The 12,940-nt window shown below is 55.9% G+C and carries 17 protein-coding genes and 7 pseudogenes; 20 read left to right on the forward strand and 4 right to left on the reverse strand.

Annotation, left to right across the window (positions count from 1 at the left end; translation table 11 throughout):
* The first annotated feature begins 136 nt into the window (after positions 1-136).
* From ALTAJ2_RS16540 to ALTAJ2_RS16565, 7 genes and pseudogenes are all read left to right on the forward strand, one after another.
* Positions 137-427, forward strand: coding sequence for a hypothetical protein (locus tag ALTAJ2_RS16540; protein WP_049899582.1), 291 nt, complete (start codon positions 137-139; stop codon positions 425-427).
* Positions 427-762, forward strand: a complete 336-nt coding sequence (locus ALTAJ2_RS16545; RefSeq protein WP_049899524.1) for a DUF7558 family protein — start codon at positions 427-429, stop codon at positions 760-762. Before ALTAJ2_RS16540 ends, ALTAJ2_RS16545 begins: the two co-directional genes overlap by 1 nt.
* Positions 763-810: 48 nt before the next feature.
* On the forward strand, positions 811-1,389 hold the full coding sequence (locus ALTAJ2_RS16550; RefSeq protein WP_007107493.1) for a DUF7437 domain-containing protein: 579 nt from the start codon (positions 811-813) through the stop codon (positions 1,387-1,389).
* A gap of 69 nt (positions 1,390-1,458) precedes the next feature.
* The gene (locus ALTAJ2_RS16555; RefSeq protein ID WP_007107492.1) at positions 1,459-2,070 is read left to right on the forward strand and encodes a hypothetical protein; all 612 of its coding nucleotides are present in this window, start codon (positions 1,459-1,461) and stop codon (positions 2,068-2,070) included.
* On the forward strand, positions 2,048-2,278 hold the full coding sequence (locus tag ALTAJ2_RS19260; RefSeq protein WP_144240261.1) for a hypothetical protein: 231 nt from the start codon (positions 2,048-2,050) through the stop codon (positions 2,276-2,278). The genes ALTAJ2_RS16555 and ALTAJ2_RS19260 overlap by 23 nt, the downstream gene beginning before the upstream one ends.
* On the forward strand, positions 2,275-2,502 hold the full coding sequence (locus ALTAJ2_RS16560) for a hypothetical protein (RefSeq protein WP_007107490.1): 228 nt from the start codon (positions 2,275-2,277) through the stop codon (positions 2,500-2,502). Before ALTAJ2_RS19260 ends, ALTAJ2_RS16560 begins: the two co-directional genes overlap by 4 nt.
* A pseudogene (locus ALTAJ2_RS16565) lies at positions 2,499-3,067 on the forward strand (hypothetical protein). The gene ALTAJ2_RS16560 and the pseudogene ALTAJ2_RS16565 overlap by 4 nt, the downstream one beginning before the upstream one ends.
* A 2-nt stretch (positions 3,068-3,069) precedes the next feature.
* On the opposite strand, the gene ALTAJ2_RS16570 reads toward ALTAJ2_RS16565, so the two are convergent.
* A complete protein-coding gene (locus tag ALTAJ2_RS16570) occupies positions 3,070-3,330 on the reverse strand; it encodes a helix-turn-helix domain-containing protein (protein WP_007107488.1) in 261 nt (86 codons plus the stop codon).
* 121 nt (positions 3,331-3,451) lie between these two features.
* Between ALTAJ2_RS16570 and ALTAJ2_RS18860 the strand changes: the two are divergent.
* Together ALTAJ2_RS18860 and ALTAJ2_RS20395 are read left to right on the forward strand one after the other, a co-directional pair.
* Positions 3,452-3,676: pseudogene (locus tag ALTAJ2_RS18860) on the forward strand (HalOD1 output domain-containing protein); the annotation flags it as partial.
* 5 nt (positions 3,677-3,681) lie between these two features.
* A pseudogene (locus ALTAJ2_RS20395) lies at positions 3,682-3,903 on the forward strand (DNA-binding protein); the annotation flags it as partial.
* 134 nt (positions 3,904-4,037) lie between these two features.
* On the opposite strand, the gene ALTAJ2_RS19265 reads toward ALTAJ2_RS20395, so the two are convergent.
* Entirely contained in the window at positions 4,038-4,466 is a 429-nt protein-coding gene (locus ALTAJ2_RS19265) for a group I intron-associated PD-(D/E)XK endonuclease (protein ID WP_144240262.1), read from the reverse strand.
* Positions 4,467-4,686: 220 nt separating this feature from the next.
* On the opposite strand from ALTAJ2_RS19265, the pseudogene ALTAJ2_RS16575 reads away from it, so the two are divergent.
* From ALTAJ2_RS16575 to ALTAJ2_RS16595, 7 genes and pseudogenes are all read left to right on the forward strand, one after another.
* Positions 4,687-5,674 (forward strand): annotated as a pseudogene (locus tag ALTAJ2_RS16575) (transcription initiation factor IIB).
* 28 nt (positions 5,675-5,702) lie between these two features.
* Complete coding sequence (locus ALTAJ2_RS16580; RefSeq protein WP_007107485.1) at positions 5,703-6,254, forward strand: type II toxin-antitoxin system death-on-curing family toxin; 552 nt, start codon at positions 5,703-5,705, stop codon at positions 6,252-6,254.
* 2 nt (positions 6,255-6,256) lie between these two features.
* Complete coding sequence (locus ALTAJ2_RS19845; RefSeq protein WP_007107484.1) at positions 6,257-6,394, forward strand: hypothetical protein; 138 nt, start codon at positions 6,257-6,259, stop codon at positions 6,392-6,394.
* 140 nt (positions 6,395-6,534) lie between these two features.
* A complete protein-coding gene (locus tag ALTAJ2_RS16585) occupies positions 6,535-7,356 on the forward strand; it encodes an SWIM zinc finger family protein (protein WP_007107483.1) in 822 nt (273 codons plus the stop codon).
* A gap of 436 nt (positions 7,357-7,792) precedes the next feature.
* Positions 7,793-7,954, forward strand: coding sequence for a hypothetical protein (locus tag ALTAJ2_RS20500; RefSeq protein WP_449406478.1), 162 nt, complete (start codon positions 7,793-7,795; stop codon positions 7,952-7,954).
* 47 nt (positions 7,955-8,001) lie between these two features.
* Entirely contained in the window at positions 8,002-8,253 is a 252-nt protein-coding gene (locus ALTAJ2_RS16590; protein ID WP_007107482.1) for an AbrB/MazE/SpoVT family DNA-binding domain-containing protein, read from the forward strand.
* On the forward strand, positions 8,254-8,688 hold the full coding sequence (locus ALTAJ2_RS16595) for a PIN domain-containing protein (protein WP_007107481.1): 435 nt from the start codon (positions 8,254-8,256) through the stop codon (positions 8,686-8,688).
* A gap of 37 nt (positions 8,689-8,725) precedes the next feature.
* Here the strand turns inward: ALTAJ2_RS16595 and ALTAJ2_RS16600 are convergent.
* Positions 8,726-9,037 (reverse strand): annotated as a pseudogene (locus tag ALTAJ2_RS16600) (transcriptional regulator TrmB); the annotation flags it as partial.
* 101 nt (positions 9,038-9,138) lie between these two features.
* Between ALTAJ2_RS16600 and ALTAJ2_RS16605 the strand changes: the two are divergent.
* Positions 9,139-9,390: pseudogene (locus ALTAJ2_RS16605) on the forward strand (transposase); the annotation flags it as partial.
* 202 nt (positions 9,391-9,592) lie between these two features.
* Here ALTAJ2_RS16605 and ALTAJ2_RS16610 read toward each other — a convergent pair.
* On the reverse strand, positions 9,593-10,381 hold the full coding sequence (locus ALTAJ2_RS16610) for a TrmB family transcriptional regulator (protein WP_049899512.1): 789 nt from the start codon (positions 10,379-10,381) through the stop codon (positions 9,593-9,595).
* Between the two features lie 83 nt (positions 10,382-10,464).
* On the opposite strand from ALTAJ2_RS16610, the gene ALTAJ2_RS16615 reads away from it, so the two are divergent.
* The 3 genes and pseudogenes from ALTAJ2_RS16615 to ALTAJ2_RS16630 form a co-directional block, all read left to right on the forward strand.
* Positions 10,465-10,797 (forward strand): DMT family transporter, encoded by a 333-nt coding sequence (locus ALTAJ2_RS16615; RefSeq protein WP_007107477.1) that lies wholly within the window; start codon positions 10,465-10,467, stop codon positions 10,795-10,797.
* Positions 10,798-10,891: 94 nt separating this feature from the next.
* Complete coding sequence (locus ALTAJ2_RS18870) at positions 10,892-12,139, forward strand: digeranylgeranylglycerophospholipid reductase (protein WP_049899509.1); 1,248 nt, start codon at positions 10,892-10,894, stop codon at positions 12,137-12,139.
* Positions 12,140-12,343: 204 nt separating this feature from the next.
* Positions 12,344-12,844, forward strand: a pseudogene (locus tag ALTAJ2_RS16630) (transposase); the annotation flags it as partial.
* Positions 12,845-12,940: the final 96 nt, after the last annotated feature.

Genomic DNA, 12,940 nt, shown 5'->3' on the forward strand with positions numbered 1-12,940 from the left:
CCTACCAGCGCTCCAGCGGCCGCGACGCGAACAACGGACAGTTCGGCGTCGAGAAATCACGCTTGGAGGTCGTTGATCGGTACCTCGATCGTCTCGGGTTGCTCGGTTGAGATCGCGTCAAGCGGTGAATGAATTGGTGCAGTATCCGGATAGATACGACGCTACGGCAGATGATCATGAGCGGTTCGAGGCGGACTTGCTCGCGCAAGATCGGGATGTCCGGTCACCGTCGACGGCGGATCTTGACGACGAGACGGCTCACCAAGTGGTTCGAGACCTGCTCGATACCGGGACTGCCACACCGGTCGTCGACCAGCGGCTTCTCGCCCACGAGCCCAGCGACACAGCGTTCAAATCGATGCAACAGTTCGCCGTCTTCCACGAGGGGTGGACAGCCGCCCACGACGCCGGCGAGAGGGATGAGTGATGCAACAGACGCTGGCCGGCTGTGCCCTTTGCGAAACCCCGCCCGGGGCAGAGACCGGAATCGCCTCCACGTGGGGGAAAGAGGAGTGGGTCACCCACCCGATCTGCGTCGACTGCGCGATTCAGACGGAGCCGGATCCCGAGGCGCGCGATCACGTCGCCTGTGACGGCTGTGGGCTGGTCGTCGACACGCTCGCGGCGCTCACCCGGTTTCGGGTTGAGATCGGGCATCTGGAAGGCCCGTTGCAGCTGTGTGCCCGCTGTAGTCCGGGTGGTCTCGCGACGTACTGGACGCGCGATTTCGATGAACACCTCGTCACAACGCCGACAGAGTGACCCAAACACTCTTTACTGGTTCGCTGTAAATTGTAATCAAGAACCACCGTGTCACGCACTTCAAATCGCGCCGACGGCGACATCGTCCAGGACTTCCTCTCGGTCGCCGACCTCCTCGAGGAGCCACAGCTGGCCCAGCTGTACGCGTACCTCGCTCGGGAGGGCGAGGCGACCGTCCAGGACGTGATGGACGACCTCGAGCTCGCACAGGGAACGGCCTACAGCTACGTCAACCGGCTCGTCGACACCGGCGTCGTCGACGTCACCGACGACGAGCAGCCGCGCCGGTACGCCGCCCGGGAGATCGACCTGACCGTGACGACGGCCGCCGGTGACCGCGAGTACACGATCACGCCGGCGCTCATCGACGCCGTCGGCCGCCGCGAGACGGACGCCGACATCGACACCTACATCGACCGCCACGGCGTCGCCGGCCTCGCGACCGCGCTCACCTACGCGGTTGCTCGGGAGCGTGGCGAAGTGACCCACCGCCTGATGGCCGAGGATCTGGACATCTCGCCGCTGGCTGCGGAGATGATCCTCCAGGCGCTCCGGCCCGTCGTTCACGAACACTACGATATCGAGGGGGCTGCACGTCATAATACCGAAGAAGGAGCCAACGTATGAGCATCGAAACGGGCGTGCCGGCACAAGTGACGCAGTGCTTAGTTTATCGGCGTTCCATGGAGAGAACTGATGGAACTCAGTGACGACACGCTCACGGTTTCACGAGAGCTTTCAGAACTCGACAAAGATGTACTCGAGTTCACGCAGATCCTCGACGCCTGCGAAGTGGACTACGTCATCGTTAGTGGGTACGTCGCGATCCTCACTGGTCGATCTCGATCGACAGAGGACATCGACGTCATTCTGGAGTCGCTGTCTGAAACGGAGACTGAGCAGTTGGTTACCGAACTCAAAGATCACGGGTACTGGGGGATGGCGATGCCGCTTGATGAGATGTATTCGATGTTGAGCGAGGGCAGCCGAATCCGAATTGCTGAGGATGGGGAGATGTATCCGAACTTCGAGACGTGGTTTGTTTCAAACGACGTTGAGCGTGAGGCCCTCTCGAACCCCCTTACGGTGACCTTCGATGAGGGGCAGATCGAGATCAGTCCGCTTGAACTCCAAATCGCGTACAAACTCCGGCTTGCACAAGCTGCAGACAGCCTCAGCGGGAAGGACTTCGAGGATGCACTTCACCTCTACCTGACGTTCGAGGAACGATTTAACACGGAGCAGCTCGAAACGTATGTCAACGAGCTTGGAGTGGAGGAATACTATGCTGAACTCAAACAAATTTGAAGACGATCACCGCCGGAACACGGAGCAACGGCGAGCGATGATCAAACAGTGGGCGGAGTACGTTCGGACCCACGACGATAGTGAGTGGTCACGCCAACAGAATCGGCTCATCGACTCGCAGCTCCAGTCGGCTAACGAGATGGCTGCGGCTGGCGACACAGATCCCGTTCGGTTCGCGGCCGCTCGCGATCGGCTGCGCGACCGATGAACGGCGGAGACCCGCTTTCGAAGGCGATCGCAACGATGTACTACACTGCCAGGCTCACCGGTGACCAGCTTACAGACCTCGTTGGTGCCATGTCCGCCACGCGGCTCCGTCTTCTCAAAGCGGACCTCGAAGACGAACCGCTCGATCTCGCTACCCCTGACGATGTCGACATCTACGAGGGGGACGTGACGACAGTCGACACCGGAGCCGACGACGATTGCTGAGCGGTCCACGACTGCGAACAGTCGTCGCCGACACGAGCGCGCTCGTTAGTCTCGCGGTGCCCCATGCGGATGCAGCCATCGGTACCGATATTCCCGACCCGTTCCAATACCTGCTCACCTCCTGTGACGTGGTCGTCCCTCCGGAAGTAGTCGCAGAACTCCGCGACATCACGCAATATCAGGACATCCACGCCGCAGCCGCGAGTAACGTCCTCGCGGCCCGTGGCCACTACACGGTCGAAGATCCGTATGCGCGCGAGGACACCCCGGACGCGCGACCGACGTTCGGCCTCGATGACGGCGAAACTGATGGCATCGTCTTCGCGAACGCGCTCGACGTTGACGGCTTTCTCACCGACGAATTTGGCGGCACGAACTTCCCACTGATTCACGCTGTGCTCCAGGGGCCGCGTATCGTCCCGACACCGCGGCTTATCTGTGACTACGCCCGGAACGGCGATATGACCCACGACGAGGCGCGAACGCTACTTAGCGTGATCAGCCCCACCGGAGCTGGGACAACAGCCCGTACGTCGCCCAATTAGTGGCGCTTCTGGAGGGGTAGGTTCAGTCAGCTTCGAGGTCACGAGCGTCAAGTTCGCCAGCGAGATACTGCTCTCCCGTTCGCGTGATATCGTAGACACCGTTGCCGAGGTGGACGAGGAGTCCGTATTCGACCAGCGTCTTGCAGCGGGCGTTGATGTGTTGCCGAGAGAAGCGGACACGGTCGCTGTCCGCCATTTCCTTTGGGGTATCGGGGCCGGCTTCAGAGAGATGCTCGAGAATGCGGTCATCGGCACGCGACATCCAGTCGGCGTCAAAGCGCATAATCGCTTGTGGTTGTGCCGACGCTATCCCGAACGCGCTACGTCAACCAAAAAATCCGCAAGCAACTACAGTTAACTCATAGATCTTCAAATGCCAGGAATCCATATCGTAGAGCGTTATGATGAATTGCTCTTCAAGGACGGGGCCCGGGGCATCGCCGAACCTCCTCGTCGAGATTATCGAGACGCTCGAAGCGTGTGGATTGGATCGAAACGAGTACCAGCTGTACGACGCTGTCGACGTCGAAGCACTCGAGCAGATCGTGAACTCGTCGAACGGAAACGTGGAAGTACAGTTCACCGTGGAAGGAATCCGCCTTGCGGTGACACCAGAAAGCGTCGACGTCCGTCTCCCAGCAGTAGCGCCATTCAGCAAGTCGGACTCATCGAGGACGAAACCGGGCGTACGAAATTCACGGTCTGGGAGAAGAGCAGGAAGACGGTGGTTCGAGAAGGGCAGACAGTCAGGTTCAGAGCAATCAAGAAAAACTGGTACCAAGGCCGGTGCAGTCTCGCCATCACAGGCTGTCGCAAGATCGAATTCCCAGAGCGCGGTCGGTGGTGGGAAGAATAGCCAGTCGGAGTGGCCTTCTTTTTTGTTGTGTGCCGGACCAACCCAGACCCCACCGCCCCACCCTCCGCTCCGTGCTCGCTTCGCTGCGCGCGCAGCCACAACCTCAACAACAGGTCAACCAGCGAATCACATAACTAAGAGTCAGTAAACTCTCGAATTTTGAGGAGCGCCTCATCTATCGAGAATTCTCCAGGCAGGTTCGCCTGTTCACGATGCCAATCACTAGGCATCTCCTCAGGAGGATTGAAATTCACACGTTGCGTCTTTTCCATTTCGTGAGCAGGCATGTATATCGCTGTGCCCTCTCTGTGGATGGCACCAGCAAATATATCGACGGTACCATCGGAGTACTTTTCTGGAGAAATTTCCAGCTCGTAACGGTATTCATCATAATCGCTCGCAGTTTTCACCTGAACTCGTAATAGCTCCCATCCAACGTCGATTACCAAGTCGTATTTTTGCTCGTGACCGTGGGGATAAGCTACACCATACCCATTTCGGAGGATATCTGCCGCGACTAAGGCTTCTGACGCATCACCCCGCCAACCTCGTTCCAAATCCATACTAACCCACTGACAGTGCTACTACAGAAAAGTACGTCTGATTAGTCCCTGCTTCAATATGTGCTCCACTCCATTGAGATGAGGTACACTACAGCAACTCAAGTACTGACATCTGAGCCCCAATCCGGCTAAATCCATATCCGTACTCGATAGCGTTTATTGTCCCCTCAATGAGTGAGGGGCGCGCCGAATGGTGTGTTCCCTGAACACGGTGAGAACGATGGCCACCAGAGACATCTACGAAACTAGCTTCGACGAAGACGTCCGAACGGACTCGAGCGCGAACCAGTGTCCCGAGTGCGACGGCCGAGTCACGACGAACGCGGTCGAAACGGTCTGCAAAGACTGTGGCTTGGTCATCGATGAACAGCGCATCGATCACGGGCCGGAGTGGCGGGCGTACGACGACGAGGAGCGCGAGCGAACGGGTGCGCCACTTACTGCGGCTCGCCACGATCGCGGCCTGTCGACGGAAATCGGTCGCGGCACCGACGCGAAGGGGAATGAGATCTCTGGGCAGAAGCGACGGCGACTCGCGTGGATGCGCCGTGAGCAGACCCGTGGTCGCTGGCGCTCGAAAGCGGAACGGAATCTCGCCCACGGACTGGGCGAAGTGCGCCGGTTGGCGAGTGCGCTCGAGTTCTCCGATTCGGTCCGCGACCAGGCGCCAGCTCTTCCGAAGCGCCCAGAACGAGGATCTGCTACGTGGCAGATCCATCGAGGCCATCGCCGCGGCCAGCGTCTACGGGGCCTGCCGGTGCAACGGCCTCTCGCGGTTAGTGGACGACATCAGCGAGATAGCCCGCGTCGTGGAGTCACGGGTCACGAACCCGTACAAAACGCTGAACGAAGAGCTGGGTCTCCCTGCCGAGCCCGTCTCCCCCAGCATGTTCGTGCCGCGCCTCGCCTCGGACCTCGAGTGTCCGGACGAGATCCGACAACGGGCCCGAACACTCGCGAAGCAGGCCGAAGAGCGCGGCGTCACGACGGGCGTCCATCCGGCCGGGTTCACAGCGGCCTGTCTCCACAAGGCCGGTCGCGAGGAGGGACGATGGCTAACCCAATCCGAAGCTGCAGAAGCCGCGAATATCTCACAATCAACGGTTCGGACCCATCGGGACACATTACAACAGTTGGACGGTGAACAAAGAGTGGTCCTAAAGAGCACTACACAGAAACGAGAGGTATCTGCAGAAAGCAGAGATTAGATATGCGTTGTAACAGTGGATACTGATAATGGACGATGAATTGGGCACAGTCAGCTATTTGTCGGCTGCAGATATCCGTGACATCCACGAGTTGATCGTGGAGTCAAATGCAGAGACAACCGCTGGTGTCTCATCATCAGGCGATCTTGAATATGCCGTAGAGCATATTCAGGCAGGCCATTTCGGTCAAGTGCCCGAGTCACTCCACGAGAAAGCCTTCCAACTGCTGCGGCTCATTGCGGCGAATCATCCATTCGTTGACGGCAACAAACGAACGGCACTCATGTCGACCCGAATTTTCTACGCGTTGAATGGCCGCCGCTTTGACTACGATCGGGAGATCAAAGAGATCCTGAAAGCGCTCGCGACAGATGAGAGCAGTGTCAATGAGGACGACGTGATCGACTATCTCCGAGCACACACAGAGCCGCTCGCCCCAGAGTACGAGGCAACCATCAACCTGTGGCTGTCACGCATCGAAGGCACAGATCAGCTACCTAGAGATCCCAAGCACGACACAGGCGACGATGAACGACACGAACCGAACGATTATGACCACGAATCCCATAGTGAGATGTAAGTATGGCCGCCGAAAGTGACCAGCCCGAGATTCCCGATGAGATGTCCCCCGAGGAGGCGCGGCAGTATCTCATTCGGTTCCTCGGCCGGCAGGACCTCGACGAGCACGAGGAAATCTACGACGAACTCGCGACCGAGTAGGACTCCCTCCAAGCTGCCGGGTTCTACGGAGTGCTGCAACAGCATCGTGGCTCCTCTCAGAGTGAGACCGTTCCGATCCGGAGCGAAAGCGAGATCGACGTATCGGTTTTCCCGTTCGCGCTGGAACATCGTCCACACACATGGACGTAACCGAGGACGCAGTTCGGGACATCTGCACGGACGCAGTCCTCGAACGGGGCGAACGATATCTTGCTGAGGGCCGTATCCGCGATATTCACCGCGTCGACACCACCGTAACCGCCGTCGTGAGTGGCAGCCGTCAGTACGATGTTCGTGTTGACCTCGCCATTGACGGGTTTGCCCCGTGGTGCGACTGTCCGTATGACGGGCCGGGAGCGTGCAAGCACGTCGTCGCCGTGTTGCTTCGGTGTGTTGACGACCAACCACCAGACGAAGGAAATCGACTCGACGCCGCACTCGCCGGCGCCCACGCCGACGAACTGTGCGCGTTCCTGCGTGACGAACTCGCGACCGATGCGGATCTCCGCGATCGGTTTCTCGCCCGCATCGGCGAGTCGACGAGACAGTCGGTCGACGAGTTTCGTACCTCGATCGACCGACGGTTCGAAGAGACGAACCCTGAGTACCACGTCGTCTTCGAGCCCATCGACTTCACCCAGTGGTTCGATCTCGCGAACGAGTACCGCGAGCAGGGGCGGTACGCGTCGGCGGCGACCGTCTACCGGGCACTCGCCGAGTCACTCGACGACAACATGGAGCGCGTTGACGGCGCGTACGACCATTTCTCGAGTGCGTTCAGTCGGGCACTCGATGGGTACGTCGGCTGTGTCGCGACCGCGGAACGCGACGCCGATGCAATCACTGACGCCGTCGCATTCCTCGACAAGCGGGCGACATCGGGAACGCCGTTCCTCGCGGAACATTTCGAGAAGGCCGCGGTCGAACTCCGGAAAAAGGCGGACGAGCCGTCTTACAAGTAGCTGTGTCGACCTCGATGATGCCCGCAAGTTCGAAGTCAATTCCAGAAGAAACATGTTGGAATGATTATTTATATAGAAAATGCTAAGTCAATAATATGACCAGTAGATCCAAATTGTCCAATCAGTTCAGAGCTTATTCAAGCTGCAGATATTTATGAACTCCACCCAAATGTATCTGGCGACCTACTGTTACTAATACTTAATGTAATCCAGGATTTAACTGAGGTTCGCATAGCAACACCACGTGTGTTAGCTATATACCACGGTCAATTCTACTAATCATATATCTCAGATGAGAAGGGCTCGATCGAAGTAATTTTCCCAAAAAGGCCTATAATTGGTTAGATTCTGAATATTCTGCAGATATTAAAGAAATTAGTGGATGATGATCTCCAAAATCCCCTGTACTGAAATCCCATTTTCATTTGATCTTGTGATGTTTGACAATACTACAATAATTGTGTTTGTTTTTGCTGAACGCGGCATATTCGCCCTGATAGTTAACGATACGGACGCTGCATTAGATTGGGCGAATGAAGCATATTCCCAAATAAGGGAAAATACCATTCCTATCACAGCATCTTCTGTTACTGGGTAGTGTGGCGACACACTAGGCTTTTCACGATCGGCCACATACCGGGAGGTATGAGCAGCGACAGAATTGACGCCGAAAGTAAGGTGTCTGGAAACCAAGCGAATATCCCCGCTCGGATTCGGCGGGAACTCGATATCGATGATGGTGATCAACTCCGTTGGCATCTCGAAGACGACGAGAGCATTCGGGTCCACGTTATCCAACAGCAAACAGGCACGTTCGCCGATTTTGATGGCTACGTTGGTGAGGAGTCAACCAATGTGACGAGCGATCACGACGCCTGGGGCGTCGACGTCGAGTAAATGCCTTGTACACTCATCGATACGACAGTCCTCTTTGCCGCCGCATACCGGCGAGATGGATCCCACGATGCTGCGCTTCCCGTGCTTCAGGGCATCGACGATGGAACGCTCCCGGAGGCAATCGTTCTCGACTACGTGCTCGCGGAAACGCTCAACGGTCTCACGACCCACGCCGGCCACGACGCAGCCGTCGATCTCCTCGATCGCATCGAAGAAAACGCCCGCTTCCACATCGACTCACTCACCACTGACGCCCTCGCGACAGGGAAGGCCTTCTTTCGCCAACACGAACCGCTCTCCTTCGTCGATGCCTGCATTGTCGCGTATATGCAAACAGAGGGGCTCGGCTACCTGTATGCGTTTGACGACGATTTTGACGCTGTTGAGGATGTCTATCGGCTCGATACAGCAACGAATCCCTACGATCCGAACTGACGCTGGCAGACGGCACGGCTGGTGACGATGTTCGGACTCAGGATAGTCGTCCCTCGTAGTCAGCCGCCAGCTTTTGAAACCCGTCCCACTCCGGGAGACAGTGGTCGTCGACCTCGCCGTGCGTCTCGAGGTAGCGGAGCACGGCGTCGATTTCGTCTTCGAGGCCATACTTCGCCGCCTGCTCTCGGAGATTCTCCTCGTTGATGTCGACGTGGCTGAGCAGGAGGAGACAGTACGAGCGGTGGCGGCTGCCGTCGTCGATCAAGAGGGTATGACAACACAGTTCCTCTGGCGAGACTGCCTCGAGGTCCTCGGAGTAGAAGTAGTAGTGGTGGCCGGTGAGCAGGAACTATAGTAGCCACTGCAAGTCAATGCATACCTGACCGCACGACAGCTGTACGATCAGTGTGTAATAGTTGCAGTTGTTACTATAGAGGTACTGTGGAATTCCTTAGTGAGTATGGCTACCGCTGGGAAATCGAAAGCGGCTACCGGAGCATCAAGCGGTTCATGGCGGCGCCAACCGCCAAGAACTTCATTCTCCGGTTCTTCTACTTCGCGTTCGCTTGTCTCCTATACTCTATCTGGCGGGCCGTTGACCTTCTGGTTCAGGTCGAACTGATGGCTGAATATGAGCAGTCCCCAATTGTGACTGCGGACAATACGCCCACACTGTTGAAGAAGCAGACTGGAATCGGGTAATTGGAGGGCCGAGACGACAGAGACCGAGTGCGAGTGAGCGGCAGCGCTGGCCTGATCTCTTTAAATACTCGGTTCGGGTCGTTGATTCGGCTGAAATCTTGCATTCCTGTGCAGGAGTTGAGACTGGCCTTCTCAATGCACAGAGGCAATATCGGTTTGAGTCAATTACATCACATCACGTCTTCCTCCCATCATCACTGTCTCACTCAAGGAGGGGAACAGCATCGGTCCACAGTCGTTGGAAGTACTGCTCAAACTCGGAGACTACTTGCGAATCTTTGATCCCGATCACACCGATCCTGTCTTCACCAGATACTGGATGTAGCACATCGATCGTCGTCTCCACATTGTCCACGATATCAAACGAAAGCGCAATCTCAGGAGTCGTTCTGACAGTTATGTCTGCGGGCTGGTTTTCAATTAGATGTGGGAATCGGTCGGGGAGTACGGTAACTGCTTTTTCACTGAAGAGGAGGTCTACAGACAAATCCGTATTAGCACCCTCGAAAAAGCCTTCCACTTCAGATTGGAGTGTCTCCCACGTCGCATCCTCGTAGGGAGGCCCGACGGTTGCTTTGACAACATTCTCCGCGGTTCGCATATGCTGCTGGAGCGCTGTACTCATTTCGTCACTCCCGAGCGATCCAAGCCAGAAACTACTCTCTGTTGGTGGTGTCGGCAAAAGGTTCGAACGAACTGTTTCTGCTTTCTCGCGGTAACGGTCCCACTCTTGTTTCAGTTCATACGCTCGTTCAGCCAGAAGCCTGTCGACGACGGTTTCTGGCTGTACGGCCACGTACCGATTTGGGTCGTTTGACTGTCTCCAGATCAACTTGCGAGCTTCAAGGCCGTTTAGTACGTCGTAGATACGGCCTTTTGGGACTCCACTAGTATCAGAGAGTTCAGCTGCCGTCACTGCTCCTGTTACGAGAAGGGTTCGATAGGCCTTCTCCTCGTAACTTGAGAGTCCAAGCTCGCCCAATTCCGTCATGCTTTGTCATTGTGCCTCCAAACAAATTGTAAGTGCTGTTTTGTTTCAATAGTCGTATCTCGGGGGCTTCGAGACCTAACGATATGCATCCATACGTACTGCTCGCTGGTGCAATACTCTCCGAATTATTCGGGACAACTGCCCTCAAACTCTCCGATGGGTTTTCACAACCGGTTCCCAGTATTGGGGTTGTCCTCGGATATGGGGCAGCGTTCTATCTACTATCCCTGACGTTAGAGGAATTACCGATGGGTGTCGTCTATGGGACATGGGCAGCATTGGGTATTGTCGGTGTGGCAGGTATCGGGGCCGTTATTTTTGATGAACCAGTTGATCTGGCAGGCCTTCTCGGAATTGGCCTCATTATCGGTGGCGTCTACTTCGTCAACGTGGTGTCACAGATGTCTGCCCACTAAGATGGTGGGCACCGGGCCTGTGTAGAAACAACCGAAAAGTGGCACTGTGTTCCAACATCTTGTTCGTCCGCTCTTGAGTAGTTGTTCTCCAACGATGTCAAACAGGTATGATGTGATCATCGCTGGGGCAGGTCCAGCGGGGGCGCAGTGTGCACGAGATCTAGCTGACCGTGGGTACGATGTTGTCGTCCTAGAAACCGAAGCAGAAGATGAATTCCCAGCTCAAAGTGACAAATCTACCGGCGGAACGTTTGCGTCAATGATGACCTCCTTCGGCATCCCGGACGACGTCGTTATGCACGCGACTGAATCAGTAGTCCTTGAATCTCCAAATGAACACTTTATCCAGGACCAGCCGGGCTTTGTCTTGGACTTCGAGGCGTTCAAGAAGTTCCTTGTCGAGGATGGTCGTCACAAGGGTGCTGAGTATCGGTTTGATGCTCGTGTTCGTGACCCGATCGTCGAAGATGGTGATCTCGTTGGTGTCCGTTATAACCGTGACCAGGAGGTCTTTGGCGAAATCGTTATTGATGCTACGGGTCCGGCTGCGCCACTGGCTGAAGATCTGGGGATAGCCAATCTTGAGCGGGAGAACCACGCGATTGGTATTGAATACTTATTCGAAGGCGTCGATCTCAATCATCCCGAGTTTGCTGATCTCACTGACGCGATGATGTTGCGGTTGGACCACGAGTACGCCCCTGGAGGTTATTCGTGGATCTTCCATACGGGTGACGACACAGCGAAAGTCGGCATCTGTTATATCCAGAATGAACGCTATCAAGAAAACGCCATTCACGATCGCACCGTCGACGGGTATCTCGAACATTGGCTTGATACTGACCCACGGTTCGAGAACGCCAGACAAATCGCAGAGAGTCCAGTTCGGGGATCAGCACATGTACAGCCCCCCGGATCGATGAGTACTGATTCGTTTATGGCGATCGGTGATACTGTCCCATCGGTTGATCCTGTCTGGGGAGAGGGAATCTACAAGTGTATGAAATCAGCTCGCGCAGCTGCAATGACAGCCGACCGCTGTCTGACGAGGACGAAAAACATCTCTGCTGAGGAGATGGGAGTCTACGACGACCTATGGAACGAGCAAGTTGCCCCCAGACAAGACCGTCGATTGATGATGACGAGGTTGCTATACCTTGCACCAAACGAACGGTACGACCGACTCATGCAAGATCTGAACAAGCTCTCTCGGGATACCCTTTCAGATATTAACGATGGCAGCAAGCAGGAAATTGTAAAATTATTATATATTAGTGATCTATCCTACCTCTGGAAATATTGGCGAGAAACACAATCTGGAATTGCCTCTTACTTCAACTAACCGCAACACTTCCGCTGATGAAACCAATCACTGTCCACTCTTGATCAACCGGTCTTGGACGCTTTGCTATCAGTACCTACGCTATGACCCCGAGTCGCGTCGAATACTCTTTCGCCAGATTGTCCACCACTCCTACGTCAACTGGCCAGCGTACGAGTTTAACCTGCTGTTCGATCGCACGTCGCTTGCCGCACTGGAATCGGACAGCACATTCTGGAGCTGTTGAGCCAGCGCGGTCTGTCCTATGTCGTCCCGAAGCGGATGCAGACCAGCGAGAAAGCTCAGGCGAAACGCCTTCTCAAACGGGGAAGGGACCGCTACGAAACTGATCGAAAATTGCATTTGGGCCACAACGAGTGGCACTCAACGACGCTGGTCTATCGGCGGAAGGAGAGCTCCGAATACGACGATCATCGGCAATATTCGGTGGTTATGCCAAACCGAGGCAGTGGTCTTCTCACGGAGTACGGGTACAGATGGGAGATTGAGAGTGGCTACAAGTCAATCAAGCGATTCATGGGCACGACGGCCTCGAAGGATTTTGCCCTCCGGTTCTTCTACTTCGCGTTCGCCTGTCTATTGTACTCGATCTGGCGGGCGGTAGACCTGCTTGTGCAGGTCGAATTGACTGATGAATACGAACATCGCATTGTGACGGCCGACAACACGCTGATGCTGTTGAAGAAGGAGACTGGAATCGGGTAGAAAGAAACTCGGATGGGGGTAGCGCGATGTCCGAGTCAACACTTCTGGAAGTCGCCCAAATTCGCGTGTTTAATTGGAAGCTCAACAAGATTGGCC

Source organism: Natrinema altunense, assembly GCF_000731985.1.
Lineage (GTDB): Archaea > Halobacteriota > Halobacteria > Halobacteriales > Natrialbaceae > Natrinema > Natrinema altunense.

Bases quoted from the DNA above. Each gene is read 5' to 3' on its own strand.
- ALTAJ2_RS16590 (WP_007107482.1), top strand. From the start codon at position 8,002: ATGAGCAGCGACAGAATTGACGCCGAAAGTAAGGTGTCTGGAAACCAA.
- ALTAJ2_RS19265 (WP_144240262.1), bottom strand. From the start codon at position 4,466: ATGGATTTGGAACGAGGTTGGCGGGGTGATGCGTCAGAAGCCTTAGTC.
- ALTAJ2_RS20500 (WP_449406478.1), top strand. From the start codon at position 7,793: ATGTTTGACAATACTACAATAATTGTGTTTGTTTTTGCTGAACGCGGC.
- ALTAJ2_RS18870 (WP_049899509.1), top strand. From the start codon at position 10,892: ATGTCAAACAGGTATGATGTGATCATCGCTGGGGCAGGTCCAGCGGGG.
- ALTAJ2_RS16560 (WP_007107490.1), top strand. From the start codon at position 2,275: ATGAACGGCGGAGACCCGCTTTCGAAGGCGATCGCAACGATGTACTAC.
- ALTAJ2_RS19845 (WP_007107484.1), top strand. From the start codon at position 6,257: ATGGCCGCCGAAAGTGACCAGCCCGAGATTCCCGATGAGATGTCCCCC.
- ALTAJ2_RS16595 (WP_007107481.1), top strand. From the start codon at position 8,254: ATGCCTTGTACACTCATCGATACGACAGTCCTCTTTGCCGCCGCATAC.
- ALTAJ2_RS16545 (WP_049899524.1), top strand. From the start codon at position 427: ATGCAACAGACGCTGGCCGGCTGTGCCCTTTGCGAAACCCCGCCCGGG.
- ALTAJ2_RS19260 (WP_144240261.1), top strand. From the start codon at position 2,048: ATGCTGAACTCAAACAAATTTGAAGACGATCACCGCCGGAACACGGAG.
- ALTAJ2_RS16585 (WP_007107483.1), top strand. From the start codon at position 6,535: ATGGACGTAACCGAGGACGCAGTTCGGGACATCTGCACGGACGCAGTC.
- ALTAJ2_RS16555 (WP_007107492.1), top strand. From the start codon at position 1,459: ATGGAACTCAGTGACGACACGCTCACGGTTTCACGAGAGCTTTCAGAA.
- ALTAJ2_RS16610 (WP_049899512.1), bottom strand. From the start codon at position 10,381: ATGACGGAATTGGGCGAGCTTGGACTCTCAAGTTACGAGGAGAAGGCC.
- ALTAJ2_RS16615 (WP_007107477.1), top strand. From the start codon at position 10,465: ATGCATCCATACGTACTGCTCGCTGGTGCAATACTCTCCGAATTATTC.
- ALTAJ2_RS16580 (WP_007107485.1), top strand. From the start codon at position 5,703: ATGGACGATGAATTGGGCACAGTCAGCTATTTGTCGGCTGCAGATATC.
- ALTAJ2_RS16570 (WP_007107488.1), bottom strand. From the start codon at position 3,330: ATGCGCTTTGACGCCGACTGGATGTCGCGTGCCGATGACCGCATTCTC.